At 65.6% G+C, this 15,996-nt stretch carries 15 protein-coding genes; all 15 read right to left on the bottom strand.

Features of this window, described 5'->3' with window-relative positions:
- Nucleotides 1–13: 13 nt before the first annotated feature.
- The 15 genes from EYR15_RS05695 to lepB all read right to left on the bottom strand — a co-directional run bounded on the left by EYR15_RS05695 (nt 14) and on the right by lepB (nt 15,970).
- Nucleotides 14–1,630, bottom strand: coding sequence for a sensor domain-containing diguanylate cyclase (locus EYR15_RS05695; RefSeq protein WP_131001949.1), 1,617 nt, complete (start codon nt 1,628–1,630; stop codon nt 14–16).
- A gap of 221 nt (nt 1,631–1,851) precedes the next feature.
- The gene (locus EYR15_RS05690; protein ID WP_131001947.1) at nt 1,852–2,487 is read right to left on the bottom strand and encodes an outer membrane protein; all 636 of its coding nucleotides are present in this window, start codon (nt 2,485–2,487) and stop codon (nt 1,852–1,854) included.
- Nucleotides 2,488–2,712: 225 nt separating this feature from the next.
- Nucleotides 2,713–3,696: a lipoyl synthase gene (gene lipA, locus EYR15_RS05685; protein ID WP_131001945.1), complete on the bottom strand. Its 984-nt coding sequence runs from the start codon at nt 3,694–3,696 to the stop codon at nt 2,713–2,715.
- A gap of 151 nt (nt 3,697–3,847) precedes the next feature.
- Complete coding sequence (locus EYR15_RS05680) at nt 3,848–4,105, bottom strand: GlsB/YeaQ/YmgE family stress response membrane protein (RefSeq protein ID WP_131001943.1); 258 nt, start codon at nt 4,103–4,105, stop codon at nt 3,848–3,850.
- 81 nt (nt 4,106–4,186) lie between these two features.
- Nucleotides 4,187–5,626: a dihydrolipoyl dehydrogenase gene (gene lpdA / locus EYR15_RS05675; protein ID WP_131001941.1), complete on the bottom strand. Its 1,440-nt coding sequence runs from the start codon at nt 5,624–5,626 to the stop codon at nt 4,187–4,189.
- Between the two features lie 3 nt (nt 5,627–5,629).
- Nucleotides 5,630–6,157 (bottom strand): nucleoside 2-deoxyribosyltransferase, encoded by a 528-nt coding sequence (locus tag EYR15_RS05670; RefSeq protein ID WP_131001939.1) that lies wholly within the window; start codon nt 6,155–6,157, stop codon nt 5,630–5,632.
- Between the two features lie 4 nt (nt 6,158–6,161).
- Nucleotides 6,162–6,542: a tautomerase family protein gene (locus EYR15_RS05665; protein ID WP_131001938.1), complete on the bottom strand. Its 381-nt coding sequence runs from the start codon at nt 6,540–6,542 to the stop codon at nt 6,162–6,164.
- Between the two features lie 41 nt (nt 6,543–6,583).
- Nucleotides 6,584–7,942, bottom strand: a complete 1,359-nt coding sequence (locus EYR15_RS05660; protein ID WP_131001936.1) for a pyruvate dehydrogenase complex dihydrolipoamide acetyltransferase — start codon at nt 7,940–7,942, stop codon at nt 6,584–6,586.
- A 275-nt stretch (nt 7,943–8,217) separates the two neighbouring features.
- Nucleotides 8,218–9,708, bottom strand: a complete 1,491-nt coding sequence (locus EYR15_RS05650; protein WP_131001934.1) for a pyruvate dehydrogenase complex E1 component subunit beta — start codon at nt 9,706–9,708, stop codon at nt 8,218–8,220.
- A 61-nt stretch (nt 9,709–9,769) separates the two neighbouring features.
- Nucleotides 9,770–10,885: a pyruvate dehydrogenase (acetyl-transferring) E1 component subunit alpha gene (pdhA, locus tag EYR15_RS05645; protein ID WP_280987119.1), complete on the bottom strand. Its 1,116-nt coding sequence runs from the start codon at nt 10,883–10,885 to the stop codon at nt 9,770–9,772.
- A gap of 214 nt (nt 10,886–11,099) precedes the next feature.
- Complete coding sequence (locus EYR15_RS05640; RefSeq protein WP_245498166.1) at nt 11,100–11,387, bottom strand: FtsB family cell division protein; 288 nt, start codon at nt 11,385–11,387, stop codon at nt 11,100–11,102.
- A 59-nt stretch (nt 11,388–11,446) separates the two neighbouring features.
- Entirely contained in the window at nt 11,447–13,267 is a 1,821-nt protein-coding gene (locus EYR15_RS05635) for a potassium/proton antiporter (protein WP_131001932.1), read from the bottom strand.
- A gap of 302 nt (nt 13,268–13,569) precedes the next feature.
- A complete protein-coding gene (gene era, locus EYR15_RS05630) occupies nt 13,570–14,502 on the bottom strand; it encodes a GTPase Era (RefSeq protein ID WP_131001930.1) in 933 nt (310 codons plus the stop codon).
- Nucleotides 14,499–15,209 carry a ribonuclease III gene (gene rnc, locus EYR15_RS05625; RefSeq protein ID WP_131001929.1) on the bottom strand — a complete coding sequence of 237 codons (711 nt, stop codon included), beginning with the start codon at nt 15,207–15,209 and terminating at the stop codon, nt 14,499–14,501. The genes era and rnc overlap by 4 nt, the downstream gene beginning before the upstream one ends.
- Nucleotides 15,206–15,970 carry a signal peptidase I gene (gene lepB, locus EYR15_RS05620; protein WP_131001927.1) on the bottom strand — a complete coding sequence of 255 codons (765 nt, stop codon included), beginning with the start codon at nt 15,968–15,970 and terminating at the stop codon, nt 15,206–15,208. Before lepB ends, rnc begins: the two co-directional genes overlap by 4 nt.
- Between the last annotated feature and the right edge of the window lie 26 nt (nt 15,971–15,996).

Genomic DNA, 15,996 nt, shown 5'->3' with positions numbered 1-15,996 from the left:
TTCGGCTTCAGAGCTATGAAGGCGCGGCGACGTCGCTATCGACGAAAGTGATCACCGGGGTTGTGGGCCAGACGCCGATGCGAGAGCGGTTCCGTCCGTCCAGCTTGGCCGCGTAGAGAGCGTCGTCGGCGACCGCGACCATCTGCTCCGGGAAGATCTCGCCGGCTCCCTTGGCGGAAGACGCGATCCCAATGCTTACGGTAAGAAAACCGCCTTCGGGACCCGGACGGCGCACCCCAGCGCGGCGGATCGCATCGTGCACATTGGCTGCGACCGAGATCGCGCTCTGTTCGGAGGTGTTCGAGAGGATCAGCGCAAACTCCTCGCCGCCATAGCGCGCGGCGAGGTCGCCGGCCCGCGTGGCGCATTCCTTCAGCGCCGCGCCGACGCGCCGAAGGCAGCGGTCGCCCGCGAGGTGGCCCGCTTCGTCATTGAACGACTTGAAGAAATCGATGTCGATCAGCAGCAGCGATAACGGCAGCCCGTCCCGCTGCGCGCGACGGCACTCGACGGCCAGCGCGCTGTCGAACCTCCGCCGGTTCGCCAACCCTGTCAGACTGTCCTGATTCGCCAGACTTTCGAGGTGCTCCTGCGCGGCGCCGAGCTTGATGGCCATGTCGTTGAGCGCGCCAGCGAGCGTCCGCAATTCTCGCGCCTGCCACGGTTCGATCAAGACACGCGCGTCGAGGCGTCCGGCGCCGATGCTCTCCGCCGTTCCCGTCAGGCGGCGGATGGGCTGGGCAAGCGCGGCGACGCCGATCAGCCATGTCGCCCCGAGCGCAAAGACCGTAACCCCGACGGCGACGATCACGTGCCGGATCGCCTGCTGGTTCGCGTCGGCTAGGATCTGCTCCGTGGGCGCGGCGACGACCATCATCGGCCGAGATCCGCCCTGCGCCCGGAGCGGCGCGAATCCCACCACTTGCTCCTCGCCGAACAGGGGCAGCCATGCACCCGCGCGCGGAAGATGCCGCTGCATCGCGAGGCGTAGCGGCTCGCCGACATTGCCTCCGATCAGCGATCGTCCGACGCCGCCGCCGGCAAAGACCTCGCCCGACGCGCCATCGACGACGAGAACCGTCCCGATGTCATCCTCGACGGACAGTTCGGCCAGATTGCTGAAGCTGGCGAGGTCGATGCTGGCGAACACGATCCCAGGCGGCGACGTCGACCCCGACTCGGTCTGCATTGCGATGATGAGCGTCCGCTTGCCCGTCACCTTTCCCACCGTCAGTCGGCTGACCACGACGCCGCTTTGGCTCGTCTTGAGAACCGCCGAGACGAGGTCGGGATCGGTGAAGGAACGCCGGTCCGCGATTGAGCTGTGGCAGACGATGACGCCGTCGGCGTCGACCACGCCGACGGTCATGAACTCGCTGTTGCGGTTGGCGAAGGAGGCGGCCGCCTTCTGACACTGCGCGCCCCCTGCGGTGTCGACGCCGCCGGTCGCGCGGAAATCGCTGAGCAGCCCCGCGGCCCTGTCGAAAACTCGGGATTGCCTTTCGGCGGCAAAGCCTGCGCGCAGTTCGACGGTCGTCAGCGCGTTTTCGATAGCGGCGTAACGGGCGTCATAGACGTCAGCCGCAAGCAAGGCGACGAGCGGCGCGACGGCGCCGACCACGAGGAGCATGAGCCGCGACCGAATCGCGAAGAAGCCAAGAATGCGCTGCGCCGGCACCGATCAACGACCTGGATGTCTCTTGTCCTTGAGCGAGTACCCTAGTGTGGCTTGGTAAATGATTGACTCCGCGCGGAATGGGATGGGCTGCTGCGCAACGAAAAAGGGCCTGGCGGTTTCCCGCCAGGCCCCGAATATAACCGCCGCTCTTTAAGAACGGCGTGGTTCGGAAATCACCAACCGAACTTGTAGCCGACGCCGGCCATCACGCGGTGCTCGGTGTCGCTGACGTGGCTCACGCCCTCGAAGTTGCGGTGGCCGTAATCCGTGTAGCGATACTCAGCGCGGACGAAGACGTTGTCGGTCGCCGCATATTCCGCGCCGCCGCCGACAGTCCAGCCGGCATCCCATTTCGTGTCGGTGCCGACGCCGCCGACGCGCACCTTGCGGTCCGCATACGCGATGCCGCCGGCGCCGTAAGCGAGGAAGCGGTCGAACGCGTAGCCCACGCGAGCGCGGGTCGCGCCGTTCCACTTGTCACGGACCTTCACGCCGCCCGCGCTGTCATCGATGTCGGCGTAGTTGAAGTCGGTGTCGATGCCGATCACGACCGGCGAGCCGTCGAGCTGGTAGTTGTAGCCGGCGAACGCGCCGACCAGCGCGCCCTTCGGCTTCACGCGGCCGATGTTGGTGTCGCCCCAGGCATAACCGGCATGGGCGCCGAGATAGGCGCCGGTCCAGGTGAAGGAAGCCAGGGGAGCGACGGCGGCCGGAGCGGGCTCGTAGGCCGGGAGGTCGGCGGCGAAAGCAGCCGTGGAGAAGGTCAGGATGGCCGCAGAAGCGACGCCGGCCAGAAGCTTGTTTGTCATGTCTTACCCAATCAGCAGTTACGTGCGAGGTCCCCGGGGGCGGACCTGCATAGAGAGGCAGTCACCATGAGATCTGGGCGCTCGGGTGTCGAAACGGCGCCATGATCGACGCCCGTGAGGAACGTTGCATTTGAGCAACTGATTACGTTCGCAAGGGGAGCTATGACGTTGTTTTCGATGGCGAATTTGAGCCGGCGGCGCTCTGAACGGCGAAAACGCCCCGCGTTATTCCGCAGCGACGGCCGTCGATGCGCCGGCGCGGGCGACTCGAGCGGCGAAGAGCTTCGCGAAGTCCTCGCCCGCATGGTGCGATGACCGGGTCAGAGGGCTCGCCGACACCATCAGGAAGCCCTTGGCATAGGCGATCGTCTCATAGGACGAGAACTCGGCCGGCTCCACGAAGCGTGCGACCGCGTGATGGCGACGGGTCGGCTGGAGATACTGACCGATAGTCAGGAAATCCACATCCGCGCTGCGGAGGTCGTCCATGAGCTGCAGCACCTCGTTCCGCTGCTCGCCAAGCCCGACCATGATGCCGGACTTGGTGAACATCGTTGGATCGAGCTCCTTCACCCGCTGCAGCAGCCGCAGCGAGTGGAAGTACCGGGCGCCGGGACGGACCGTCAGATAAAGCGACGGCACGCATTCCAGATTGTGGTTGAACACGTCCGGCCGAGCCTCGACCACGATCTCGAGAGCGCCGGGCTTGCGCAGGAAATCCGGCGTCAGCACCTCGATCGTCGTGCCGGGACTTGCGGCGCGAATTGCGTCGATGACATCCGCGAAGTGGCGCGCGCCGCCGTCCGCCAGATCGTCGCGATCGACGGATGTGATGACGACGTGACTGAGGCCGAGCTTGGCGACGGCCTCGGCGACGCGCTTCGGTTCGCCGGCGTCGACGGCTTCGGGCATTCCGGTCCGCACGTTGCAGAAGGCGCAGGCGCGCGTGCAGGTGTCGCCGAGGATCATGAAGGTCGCGTGCTTCTTCGACCAACACTCGCCGATGTTGGGACAGCCGGCCTCCTCGCAAACCGTCACGAGCTTGTTGGTGCGAACGATCTCCTGCGTCTCGCGATAGATTGGCGATCCCGGCGCGCGGACGCGGATCCAGTCCGGCTTCTTGAGCAGGGGACTTTCGGGCCGCTTGGCCTTCTCGGGATGGCGCGGCCGACTGGCGGCGTCGCCGGTTCGGTCGAGGACGGTGACCATGCCTGCGCCTTGGCGCGCCTCCATGCCCGCCAAGCGGACGCAAGAAAGGGGAGGCCCGAAAAACGGCCCTCCCCTTCAACTTAAGCCGATCTAACCCGGCAGTCGATGCGTTCGCGCGCTTTGCATGGCCGCGTCAAGGGGGGCGCAAGGCTCAGGCGGTGCGGCCGCGGATCATCCGCCAGACGAAGATGAGCAGGCATGCGCCGACGACGGCGACGATGCATTGCCAGATCCAGCCGCCCGGAGGGATGACGCCCACCGCGCGCAGGATCGCGTTCATCACCAGAGCCCCGACGATGCCGAGGATGATGTTCATGAGCAGACCCATGTCCGACTTCATGATCTGCTCGGCGATCCACCCGGCGATCGCGCCGAGAATGATCGCCATCAACCAACCTACGCCTTCCATGGAAACCACTCCCTTTATGATCCGTCCAAGAAACACGCAGACGGGACGTGGGTTCCGTCGTCATGGGAAAAAATACGGAAATCAGGTGTGGATCACGCGTCCGTAAGCGTCGAGCACGCTTTCATGCATCATCTCGGAGAGCGTCGGGTGCGGGAAGACGGCGTGCATCAGCTCTTCCTCCGTTGTCTCCAGGTTCATTGCGATGACAAAGCCTTGGATGAGCTCGGTCACCTCTGCGCCGACCAGATGAGCGCCGATCAGTTCGCCCGTCTTCTCGTCGAAGATCGTCTTCACCAGCCCCTCCGGCTCGCCGAGCGCAATCGCCTTGCCGTTGGCGTTGAACGGGAAGCGGCCGATGCGGACCTTGCGGCCCTGCTCCTTTGCCTTTTTCTCCGTCAGCCCCACCGAGGCGACCTGCGGCTGGCAATAAGTGCAGCCCGGGATCTTGGCCTTGTCCATCGAATGGACGGGCATGCCTTTGATGCCCTCAACGCAGATGACGCCTTCGTGCTCCGCCTTGTGAGCGAGCATCGGCGGTCCTGCGACATCGCCGATCGCATAGATTCCCTTGATGTTGGTTCGGCCGGTCCCGTCGGTGACGATGCAGCCGCACTCGGTCTTCACGCCCAGCGCCTCGAGGCCGAGATTTTCAATATTGCCGACGACGCCGACCGCCGAGATGACGCGGTCGACCTTGATCGTCTCGGTCTTGCCGCCTTCGAGCTCGACTGTAGCCGTAACGTCGTTCGCGCCTTTATCGAGCTTGGTCACCTTGGCGCCGGTGAGGATGCGGATCCCCTGCTGCTCGAAACGCTTGCGCGCGTGGGCCGCGATCTCCTCGTCCTCGACGGGCAGGATCTGCGGCAGCACTTCGACGACGGTCACCTCCGCGCCCATCGTCCGGTAGAAGCTCGCGAACTCGATCCCGATGGCGCCGGAGCCGACCACCAGCAGGGACTTCGGCATGGCGTCGGGAACCATCGCCTCGAAATAGGTCCAGACCAGCTTCTTGTCGGGCTCGATACCCGGCAGGACGCGGGGGCGCGCGCCGGTCGACACGATGATGTTCTTCGCCGAGTAGGTCCCCTCCCCCAACGCGCCCTTGGGTGCTGGGGCGGGCGGACCCTGCACTGACTTCTTGGGAGGAACGACCTTCACCTCGCCCGGCTTGGTGATCGACGCCTCGCCCCAGATGACGTCGACCTTGTTCTTCTTCATGAGATAGCCGACGCCGCCATTGAGCTGGGCGGAGACCCCGCGCGAGCGCTTCACCACCGCGGCCATGTTGAAGCCGACCTTCTCGGCGGTCAGCCCGTAGGCGTCGGGATGCTGCATGTAGTGGAAAACCTCGGCCGAGCGCAGCAGCGCCTTGGTCGGAATGCAGCCCCAGTTCAGGCAGATGCCGCCGAGATGCTCGCGCTCGACGACCGCCGTCTTGAATCCGAGCTGCGCCGAGCGGATCGCCGCGACGTAGCCGCCGGGGCCGCCGCCGATGATGAGGACGTCGTAAGCATCAGCCATGTCTCAAAGCGCCATCCGTCGCTGTGACTGCGTGAGGTCGCCGAGCGCTTGCGCCGCCATTGCGACGCAGGCTTCGAAGACGGCGAGATCGCCCAGGGGAAGAGGCCGCCCGTTTGGCGACGAAACGAAACCGGTAACCGCCTGCGTCAGCATGAGATTGTCGAAGCCGCCAAAATCCTCGACCAGCATTCCATCCTGCGCAACACGGTCGACAAGCAGCGCCGGCTCGTTCGAATAGCCGAAAACCGACTTGCCGAGCGCGAACGCCATGCCGACCTCGAACGCCGTGCCGACATCCGCGCTCACCGAGCGGAACGGCGTGAGGTTCGCGATGACGAGATCGCACGAGCGGATCAGCGCGTCGTTCGCCGCGAAAATCCGCTGGGCCGCCTCAGACCCCTCCCCCGGCTCGGAATCGTCGACGGGGTAAAGCCCCTCGAGCCCATACGTCCGGCAGATTTCTTTCTTCTCGCGGCCGATTGCGGCGGCGTCGGGAAGGAACACCTCCGGACCGGCGAGATAGGCCTTCATGCCGTCACGCGTACTGCGCGACGCCGTCGCCGAAGGACCAGTTCTCCTTGGCGACCTCGACGAGGTTGATCAGCACGTTGCGCGGTTCGATGCCGGGGTTCGCGGCGAGATTGTCCGCGATCGCCTTGTAGAGCGCCTTCTTCTGCTCGACCGTGCGGCCGGCGTTCGCCGTGATCTGGACGATCACCAGCCGGTCGTCGCGCTCGATGCCGAGATAAGACGGGTCGTACTCGAACTCGGCCTTGGCGTGGCCGTGGATCACGACGAAGCGGTCGTTCTCGGGGACGTTGAACGCCTCCCGAAGCGCGCCGTAGACGCCGTCGGCGAGCGCCTTCTTGAAGATGTCGGTTTCGCCGGAGCGGAGCGAGATACGAACGAGGGGCATGGTTCGTTTTCTTTCGTCTTTGTCGAGCAAGCGAAGGGCGGTTACGCCAGCATGGCGAACGGTTTCTCGACCAGCTTCTTGAGCTCCGCGATCAGCGTCGCGCCGAGCGCCCCGTCGACGGCGCGGTGATCGCAGGTGAGCGTCAGGCTCATCACGGTCGCGACCTTGATCTCGTTCCCGATGACAACCGCTCGCTTCTCGGCCCCCCCGACCGCCAGAATGGTCGAATGCGGCGGGTTGATCACCGCAGTGAAGTCCTTGACCCCATACATGCCGAGGTTCGAGACCGCCGTCGTTCCGCCCTGGTATTCCTCGGGCTTGAGCTTGCGATCACGCGCCCGGGTCGCGAAGTCCTTCATCTCCTTGGCGATGGTCGAGAGTGACTTGGTCTCGACAGCCCGGATGATCGGCGTGATCAGCCCGTTGTTCGGCAGCGCGACCGCGACGCCGATGTCGGCGTGCTTGTGGCGCAGCATCGCGCTCTCGGTCCAGCTGACGTTCGCGTCCGGGATGCGGGAGAGCGCGACGCCGAGCGCCTTCACCACGAAGTCGTTGACTGAGACCTTCCAGACAGGCTTGCCGTCGTTCTTCGGAGCGGCCTCGTTGATCTGCTCGCGCAGCTTGAGCAGATCGTCGATTACGCAATCCACGGTGACGTAGAATTGCGGGATCGTCTGGCGCGCTTCCGTCATCCGCCGCGCGATCGTCTTGCGCATGCCGTCGTGCGGGATCTCCTCGAAGGAGCCCTCGGGGAAGAGTTTCTTCAACGCTTCGTCGGAGGCGGGCGTCGCCGCCGGGGCGCGGCCCGCATCACCTTGCTGAGGCGAAGTCGCCTTCGCTCCGCCTGACGCCTTCGCCTCCTCGATGTCGGCCTTCACGATGCGGCCGTGAGGCCCGGAGCCCGACATGGCCTTGAGCTCGATGCCGGCCTCCTTGGCGAGGCGACGAGCGAGCGGAGAGGCGAACACGCGCTCCCCCTTGTCGTGGCCGTTCGAGACCGGCTTTTCGGCGCTCTCCTCCGCATTCGGGGGCTCGTCGTGCTTCGCCTCGCTCGGACGCGAAGCGGGCTGTTCGGCCTTCCCGTCCTGCTTGGACTCCTCTTTCGGCGCGGCTTCGGCCTTCGGCTTAGCCGCGTCCTTCAGGGCGCTGGCGTCCTCGCCCTCTTCCAGAAGAATCGCGATCAACTCGTTCACGGCTACGTCCGAAGTGCCCTCGGCGACCACGATCTTGCCGACCACGCCCTCGTCGACGGCTTCGACCTCCATCGTCGCCTTGTCGGTCTCGATCTCAGCCAGGACGTCGCCGGACTTAACCGTGTCGCCTTCCTTGACGAGCCACTTCGCAAGGTTGCCCTTCTCCATCGTCGGAGACAGCGCGGGCATCAGGATATTCGTGGGCATCTGGCTCAGGCCTCTTCGGAAGGCTTCTGTCGGACAGGCTCGTCGAACGGGAACAGCGCGTCCAGCGGAAACCCGAGAGCGGGGTCGGCGCTCATCGGCTCAGCGCTTCGCCAACCGCTTAAGCGCGACGCGGAGGATCGACTGAACGGCCTGATTGCGGAACGCGCCCGCGGAAGGTCGGGCCGTCCGTCGCGCTCCCAGACCCGATCCAATCGAGCGGCGCCGGAGATATTCGTTGACCGCAATCCTGAGCAGACGTCCGAGCATCGGCGGCGTCAATCCCGGTAACAGACGGACTTGGCCGCCTCGACGACTTCGGCCACGCTCGGCAGCGCGAGCTTCTCGAGGTTCGCGGCGTAGGGCATGGGGACGTCTTTGCCCGACACTCGGGTCACCGGCGCGTCGAGCCAGTCGAACGCGCGCTCCATGATCCGAGCCGCGATCTCGGCCCCGACGCCCGATTGCGCCCAGCCCTCCTCGACGGTCACGCAACGTCCGGTCTTCTTGACGGATTCGATGATGGTGTCCGTGTCCATCGGGCGGATGGTGCGGAGATCGATGATCTCGGCCTCGATCCCGTCCTTCGCGAGCTCTTCGGCGGCTTTCAGCGCATAGGTCATGCCGATCGACCAGGCGACGATCGTGACGTCCTTGCCCGACCGCGCGATCTTGGCCTTGCCGATCGGCACGACGAAGTCGTCGAGCTTCGGCACCGGGAAGGTCTGGCCGTAAAGGATTTCGTTTTCGAGGAAGATGACGGTGTTGTTGTCGCGGATCGCGGCCTTCAGCAGGCCCTTGGCGTCGGCCGCGGTATACGGCGCGATCACGGTGAGACCCGGGACGTTCGAGTACCAGGAGGCGTAATCCTGGCTGTGCTGCGCGCCGACGCGGGCGGCGGCGCCGTTCGCGCCGCGGAACACGATCGAGCAGCCCATCTGTCCGCCGGACATATAGAGCGTCTTGGCGGCCGAATTGATGATCTGGTCGATCGCCTGCATCGCGAAGTTGAACGTCATGAATTCGACGATCGGCTTCAGGCCCGCGAGCGCAGCGCCGACGCCGACGCCGGCGAATCCGTGCTCGGTGATCGGCGTATCGATCACACGTTCCTTGCCGAACTCCTCGAGCAGACCGAGGCTGACCTTGTAGGCGCCCTGATACTCCGCGACCTCCTCGCCCATCAGGAACACGCGCTCGTCGGCGCGCATCTCCTCGGCCATGGCGCCCCGCAACGCGTCGCGGACAGTCTGCTGGATCATCTCCGTGCCTTCCGGCACGTCCGGCTCGGGCAATGCCTCCGGTTGCGGCGGCTGCGCCGCGGCGGATTTGGTGGCCTTCGCCTCCTGCGGCGGCTGCTTGCCTCCGGAGGCGTCCTTCTCAGCGCCTTCCTCCGCAGACTTGGCGGCCGCTTCGCCGCCCGTCTTCGGCTCGTCGGCGGCTGGCACGGCATCAGGCTTCTGCTGCTTGTCGCCGGCCTCAGCCTTCGTCTCCGAAGCGCCGCCGCTGAGCGCGCTCTGGTCTTCGCCTTCGGCCAGAATGAGCGCGATCGGCGTGTTGACTTTCACGTCCTCCGCGCCGTCCTCGATCAGGATCTTGCCGAGCACGCCCTCATCGACCGCCTCGACCTCCATGGTGGCCTTATCGGTCTCAATCTCGGCGATCACGTCGCCGGACCGCACCGCGTCGCCTTCCTTCTTCAACCACTTGGCGAGCTTGCCCGCCTCCATGGTCGGCGAAAGCGCCGGCATGAGGACCTCGATCGGCATGGGGAGTCGTCCCTCTGGTCAGCAGTCTTCTTGCTTTTCGACGCGCGGCGGCCGACTGGCCTCAGCGCAGGATGTTCGTCCAGAGCTCGGCAGGGTCCGGCTCCTCGTCGTTGGTCGCGAAATCCGCCGCCGCGTTGACGATGTCGCGGACCTCCTTGTCGACGGCCTTCAGCTCGTCCTCGCTCATGTGCTCGCCGTCCAGAAGCCGCTTGCGGACCTGCTCGATGGGGTCGTGCGTCTCGCGCATCTTCTGCACTTCGTCTTTCGACCGGTATTTCGCCGGGTCGGACATGGAGTGCCCGCGATAGCGATAGGTCACCATCTCGAGGATGTACGGCCCCTTGCCTTCACGGGCATGCGCGATCGCTCTGAGGCCGGCGGCGTGCACGGCGCGCACGTCCATGCCGTCGACCTGCTCGCCGGGAATGTCGAAGCTTGCGCCGCGCTGGGAGAGGTTGGTGTTCGACGAGGCGCGCTCGACGGAGGTCCCCATGCCGTATTTGTTGTTCTCGATGACGTAGACCGCGGGGAGCTTCCACAGCTTCGCCATGTTGAAGCTCTCGTAGACCTGTCCCTGGTTCGACGCGCCGTCGCCGAAATAGATCAGCGAGACCTTGCCGTTCTTCTTGTAGATGTTGGCGAAGGCGAGGCCTGTGCCGAGCGACACTTGCGCGCCGACGATGCCGTGGCCGCCATAGAACTGCTTCTCCACGCTAAACATGTGCATGGAGCCGCCCTTGCCCTTGGAGTAGCCGCCGCGACGTCCCGTGAGCTCGGCCATGACGCCCTTCGGGTCCATCTCGCAGGCGAGCATGTGGCCGTGGTCGCGATAGCCGGTGATGACCTGGTCGCCGGCTTCCAGAGCCATCTGCATGCCGATGACGACGGCCTCCTGGCCGATATAGAGGTGGCAGAAGCCGCCGATGAGGCCCATGCCGTAGAGCTGACCGGCCTTCTCCTCGAAACGGCGGATCAGCAACATCTCGCGATGCGCGTGAAGCTCCTGCTCTTTCGTGAAGGAAAGGCCACCGGATTTCGCGGGCGCGGCGGATTTGGACGTGGCCGACTTGGACGCCGCAGACTTCGCGGCCGCGGGCTTGGATGTCGCGGACTTGGCGGCCTTCGGCGGCGCCTGCTCCCTTACAGGAGGCTCTTTCTTGGCGGCGGTGGCGGCCATGACGTTCCCCGGCTCGTTTCCATTGTCTTATTGGAAGCTAGTGCGACGGACCCGCTCTGGCGAGCGGAGCCGCGACGCTGCTTCTGAATGGATGAGACAGAGGTTCGACGAAAGTCGCAAGCCCCTGCTGGCGCATTTCTGAGGCGCGACAGACAGGGATCGCGTTCAGCGCGGCTGTGCGGCGCCGGTTGTCGCAGCATTGCTGCGCCGGATGTCACTGGAACTTGATGACCCGATCGCTGGGGCTGACCCAGCCGAGGTCGTCGCGCGCCTGCTCGTCGAGCAGATCCGGATCGAGCCGCTCCGTGCTGAGAAGATCGATGCGATGCTCGATCGCCGCGCGTTCGGCCTTCAGGCTATCCAGCCGCTGGGTCAGCGACGCAACCTCCGCTTCCTTGGAGCGGCTCGCGACCAGCCCGTGATCGCCGACATAAGCCTGCTGGCCGAAATAGACGACCGCGCCGGCTGCGACGAGCCAGAGCGCGAGTTGAGCGGCGGCCATGCGCCATTTCGTGCGGATGATCATGCACGAAGCATACCGCGGCATGGTTACCTCGAGGTTTACGCGAAGCCGAGACGCTTGCGCAGAACAGCGACCAGCTCCGCGATGCGAACGCCCGCCTTTTGCGCCGCCCCTCCATCAGCGAAGCCCTGCGTCGCGATCGTCTCGCCCTCATCCTCGATCCGCAGAACGGCGCGCGCTACCCGGCCGTCATCGACGCCGCGCACGATCAGGGTCGCCGGGCCGAAGGACGCGACATCGCCGACCGCCGGTTCGTTCTCGAAGCGGCTCGCAAAGACGTCGGCGACGGTGCGGGTCTGGTCGTCGGGCGCGACCGCCAGTCCATAGAGTTCGGCAAGCGTTGCGAGCGCCACGTCGCCCCTGAGCGGGAACTCGCCCAGCGCCGGCCTTGCGCCCGCAGTCTCAGTCGAGGCGAACAGGCCGTCGAGCTCGGCGACGCGCTCGGGCGCCGCGAGGAAGTACGCGTAGTCGCCGGGCCTCAAGGACCCCGCGTTGTCGGGATCGAGGATCGCGTCATCGCGCACAACCATGATTGCGCGCGCCCATTTCGGCAGCGAGTCTCGCGCCAGGATCGGACATTTGGGGGTGACGGTGTAGCCCACCATCTCTTGCGCAAGCTGGCCCGGCAGGTCGATCTCGACGCGATGGACCACACGGGTCGTCTTGCGAACCGCAAGGCCCAGACGCTTGGCGAGCGGCGTGATCGTCCATCCCTGGACGATCAGCGAGACGATCACCACCACGAAGGCGACGTTGAAATAGATCTGCGCGTTCGGCGCGTGGGCGAGCGTCGGGATCGCGGCTAAGAAAATCGACACCGCGCCGCGCAGGCCCACCCAGCCGACGAAAGCGATCTCCTTCGGCTTGAATCCGAATGGCGCGAGGCAGAGCGCCACCGCGAGCGGCCGTCCGACGAAGATCAACAACGCCGCGATCGCGAAAGCCGCCGGCAGGGATGGCAGCAGCTGCGAGGGCGTGACGAGCAGGCCGAGCACGATGAACATCACGATCTGGCACAGCCAGGTCACCGTGTCGGTGAAGGCGATGATGCTCGGCAGCGCGCGTACCTGCTTGTTGCCGACGATAATTCCCGCGATGTAGACGGCGAGGAAGCCGGAGCCGTGCATGACGGCGGCGAGCGCATAAAGCGCGATGACGCCGACCACCACGAACAGCGGATGGAGACCCGAGGGCAGGTCGACGCGGTTCAGCACGAAGGCGAGCGCGAAGCCGCCCGCGACGCCCGCCGCAGCTCCGATCACCGCCTCCTGCAGGAAGCGGCCGATGACGGCGATCCCCTCGCCGTCTCCGCCTTGGGCGGAGACCAGGCCGACCAGCAGCACGGTCAGGAACACCGCCACCGGATCGTTTGTGCTGGATTCGATCTCCAGCGTCGCGTTGACCCGGCGCTGAAGTTGCATGCCGCTCGAACGGATCAGGAAGAACACCGCCGCCGCGTCGGTCGAGGCGACAGTCGCGCCGACGAGCAGGCCCTCGACGAGCTTGAGGTTCAGCGCCCAGGCGGCGAACAGCCCGACGATCCCGCCCGTCAGCAGCACGCCGACCGTCGCCAACACGATTGCAGGAACGAGCGCGCCATGGACGTGGGCGAGACGCGTCCGCAGCCCGCCGTCGAACAGAATGATCGCCAGAGAGAGCGATCCGATCAGATAGGTGATGCGGTAATTGTCGAAGGCGACGCCGCCGGGCCCGTCAGTCCCTGTCAGCATGCCGATGACAAGGAAGACGAGCAGCAGCGGCGCGCCGAAGCGGGAGGCCACCAGCGAGGACAGGATGCCGACGAGCATCAGGGCCGAGCCAAACAGCAGGATCGCGTTGACGATCGCGATGTTGTCCATGTCCGCCCGTGTTCAGGAGGCGCGACGTCGCAAGGGCGCCGGCGCAATTGCCGAGCGTCCGTCCGAGCGCCGAAGCCTCGATTGGAGGACTGCAGTCTCACACGACGATTCGTGCGGCATCAAGGCGGGAAGGCGGATTACGGAGACGTCGCGGAAGACGGACGTCATCCCGGCTGGAGCGGCGAAGCCGTGCAGAGCCGGGATCGCGCTCGAAACTGCGCTCAGTCCTGATGACGGTCCCGGCTCTCGCTTCACTCGGCCGGGATGACGGCCTTTATCGTCTCCGGAGAAAACGTGTCCGTTCAGCTTCGAGGAAACTCCAGCCCCATCTCCCGGTAACGCTCGGGGTCGTCGCTCCAGTTCTCGCGCACCTTCACGAACAGGAAGAGGTGCACCACGGTGTCGGCGATCTCGGAGATCTCCTTCCGGGCTTCGGTGGAGATCTGCTTGATGGTCTGGCCGCCCTTGCCGATCACGATGCGCTTCTGGGTCTCGCGCTCGACGAAGATGGTCTGCTCTATACGGACCGAGCCGTCGTCGCGCTGCTCCCACTTCTCGGTCTCGACCGTCGAGGCGTAAGGCAGTTCGTCGTGCAGGCGGCCAAATAGTTTTTCGCGCGTGATCTCGGCGGCGAGCGCCCGCAGCGGCAGGTCGGAGACGTCGTCGGCCGGATAAAGCCAGGGACCGACCGGCATCTCGTCTGCGAGGTAGGAGGTCACGTCCTTCACGCCGTCGCCCTTCAGCGCCGAGATCATGAAGACGCGGCCGAAGGCGACGCGCGCGCTAGCCTCCTGCGCCAGCGCCAGAAGCTGCTCGCGGCGGATGAGGTCGATCTTGTTCAGCAGCAGGATCTTCGGACGATTGGTGTCGGCAAGCTTGCCGAGAATCGCCATGTTGTCCTCGTCGAGCCCCTTCCGCGCGTCGATCAGCAGCGCGATGACGTCGGCGTCGGACGCGCCGCCCCAGGCGGTCGTCACCATGGCGCGATCGAGCCTGCGCTTTGGCGCGAAGATGCCGGGCGTGTCAACGAACACGATCTGCGCGCCATTCTCGATGACGAGGCCGCGCACCAGCGCCCGCGTCGTCTGCACCTTGTGGCTGACGATCGAGACCTTCGTGCCGACAAGGGCGTTGACCAGCGTCGACTTGCCGGCGTTCGGCGCGCCGACCAAGGCGACGAAACCGCAGCGCGTCGCGCCTTCATGGCCGTCGGCAAGCGTGTCTTCGTCGCTCAATCTTTCTCTCCAGACGTAACGCCCGCTCGGGCGAGCAGCGCTGTCGCGGCGGCCTGCTCCGCCGCCCGCTTCGAGCCGCCCTCGCCTTCGGCCTCGCCAAGGCTGTCGACGGAAACCGCTACTCGGAACTGCGGGCTGTGGTCGGGACCGGAGCGCGCCACCTCACGATAGCACGGCGCGGGCAATCCGCGTCCCTGCGCCCATTCCTGGAGCTCGGTCTTTGGATCGCGCAACGGACGCACCGGATCGAGCATACGCGGACGCCAGAAACGGTCGACCAGCGCGGCGCCCGCGTCGTAGCCGCCGTCGAGATAGACCGCGCCGATTACGGATTCGCAGACGTCGGAGAGGATCGCCATCTTCTTGCGCCCGCCAGAATGGGCTTCGCCGGGCCCAAGCCGAATATGAGGCGCGAGCGCCATCGCCTCGGCGACCTCTGCGCACGCTTCCGCGCGCACAAGTTCTGCTAGGCGCCGCGAAAGTTCGCCTTCGGCCGATTTCGGGAAGGCGTGGAGCAACATCGACGCGATCGCGAGGCCGAGCACCCGGTCTCCGAGAAATTCGAGGCGCTGATAGCTGCCGAGCCTTCCCTCGGAGGATTTGGCTGCGCTGATGTGGGTCAGCGCGCGGTCGAGCAGGGTGCGGTCCTCAAAGACGTAGCCGATGCTCGCCTCGACCTCTTCATGCGCGACCTTCGGCCGCTTCATTCGAGGATCGTGCCGATCCGCGACCAGCGCACCGTCCACGGCCACTTCCAGAACGCCCAGGCCGCTTCGCCCCGGTCGACGGAGAAGAACAGCATCTCGGCGCGGCCGACGAGGTTCTCGACGGGCACGTAGCCGACTGCCGACTGCACGCGGCTGTCGGTGGAGTTGTCGCGGTTGTCGCCCATCATGAAGAGATGTCCGGGCGGCACCTCATAGACCGGCGTGTTGTCGAGGAAGCCGTTCGGGTCCATGTCGAGGACCTCGTAGGATCGGCCGTTGTCGAGCGTCTCCTGGTAGCGCGGAATGCGCCGCGTCGCGCCGCCCTCTCCCTCGATGTAGTCGTTGGGCAGCCGCACCTTCGGCACCGGCTTCTCGTTGATGTAGAGCACGCCATCGATCATCTGGATGCGATCGCCGGGCAGGCCGATGACGCGCTTGATGTAGTCGGTCCAGCCGTCTTGCGGCACGTTGACCTTGAAGACGGCGATGTCCCCCCTCTTCGGCAGCGACTCCAGAATCCGACCCTTGAAGATCGGCGGGCTGAAGGGCAGCGAGTGGTGGCTGTAGCCGTAGGAGAACTTGTTCACGAACAGGTAGTCGCCGACGAGCAGCGTGTCTTCCATCGAGCCGGACGGGATGTTGAAGGGCTGGAACACGAGGCTTCGGATCACGATAGCGATCAAAAGCGCCTGGGCGCAGATCTTCACGATCTCGAGGAAGCCGCCTTCGGCGGTTTGCTTCTTGTCGGTCGTCGCGCTCATGGAAGTCCTGTTCGAAGGCGGAGAAG

This window comes from Hansschlegelia quercus (genome assembly GCF_004310425.1).
Taxonomy (GTDB): domain Bacteria; phylum Pseudomonadota; class Alphaproteobacteria; order Rhizobiales; family Methylopilaceae; genus Methylopila; species Methylopila quercus.
The sequence above is the reverse complement of the archived record's forward strand: the minus strand, read 5'-3'. Positions and strand labels throughout refer to the sequence as shown.

Coding starts and splice junctions, on each gene's coding strand:
- pdhA (WP_280987119.1), bottom strand. CDS start 10,885: ATGGCCGCCACCGCCGCCAAGAAAGAGCCTCCTGTAAGGGAGCAGGCG.
- lpdA (WP_131001941.1), bottom strand. CDS start 5,626: ATGGCTGATGCTTACGACGTCCTCATCATCGGCGGCGGCCCCGGCGGC.
- EYR15_RS05635 (WP_131001932.1), bottom strand. CDS start 13,267: ATGGACAACATCGCGATCGTCAACGCGATCCTGCTGTTTGGCTCGGCC.
- EYR15_RS05650 (WP_131001934.1), bottom strand. CDS start 9,708: ATGCCGATCGAGGTCCTCATGCCGGCGCTTTCGCCGACCATGGAGGCG.
- EYR15_RS05660 (WP_131001936.1), bottom strand. CDS start 7,942: ATGCCCACGAATATCCTGATGCCCGCGCTGTCTCCGACGATGGAGAAG.
- EYR15_RS05695 (WP_131001949.1), bottom strand. CDS start 1,630: ATGCTCCTCGTGGTCGGCGCCGTCGCGCCGCTCGTCGCCTTGCTTGCG.
- EYR15_RS05665 (WP_131001938.1), bottom strand. CDS start 6,542: ATGCCCCTCGTTCGTATCTCGCTCCGCTCCGGCGAAACCGACATCTTC.
- lepB (WP_131001927.1), bottom strand. CDS start 15,970: ATGAGCGCGACGACCGACAAGAAGCAAACCGCCGAAGGCGGCTTCCTC.
- EYR15_RS05670 (WP_131001939.1), bottom strand. CDS start 6,157: ATGAAGGCCTATCTCGCCGGTCCGGAGGTGTTCCTTCCCGACGCCGCC.
- lipA (WP_131001945.1), bottom strand. CDS start 3,696: ATGGTCACCGTCCTCGACCGAACCGGCGACGCCGCCAGTCGGCCGCGC.
- rnc (WP_131001929.1), bottom strand. CDS start 15,209: ATGAAGCGGCCGAAGGTCGCGCATGAAGAGGTCGAGGCGAGCATCGGC.
- EYR15_RS05640 (WP_245498166.1), bottom strand. CDS start 11,387: ATGGCCGCCGCTCAACTCGCGCTCTGGCTCGTCGCAGCCGGCGCGGTC.
- EYR15_RS05680 (WP_131001943.1), bottom strand. CDS start 4,105: ATGGAAGGCGTAGGTTGGTTGATGGCGATCATTCTCGGCGCGATCGCC.
- EYR15_RS05690 (WP_131001947.1), bottom strand. CDS start 2,487: ATGACAAACAAGCTTCTGGCCGGCGTCGCTTCTGCGGCCATCCTGACC.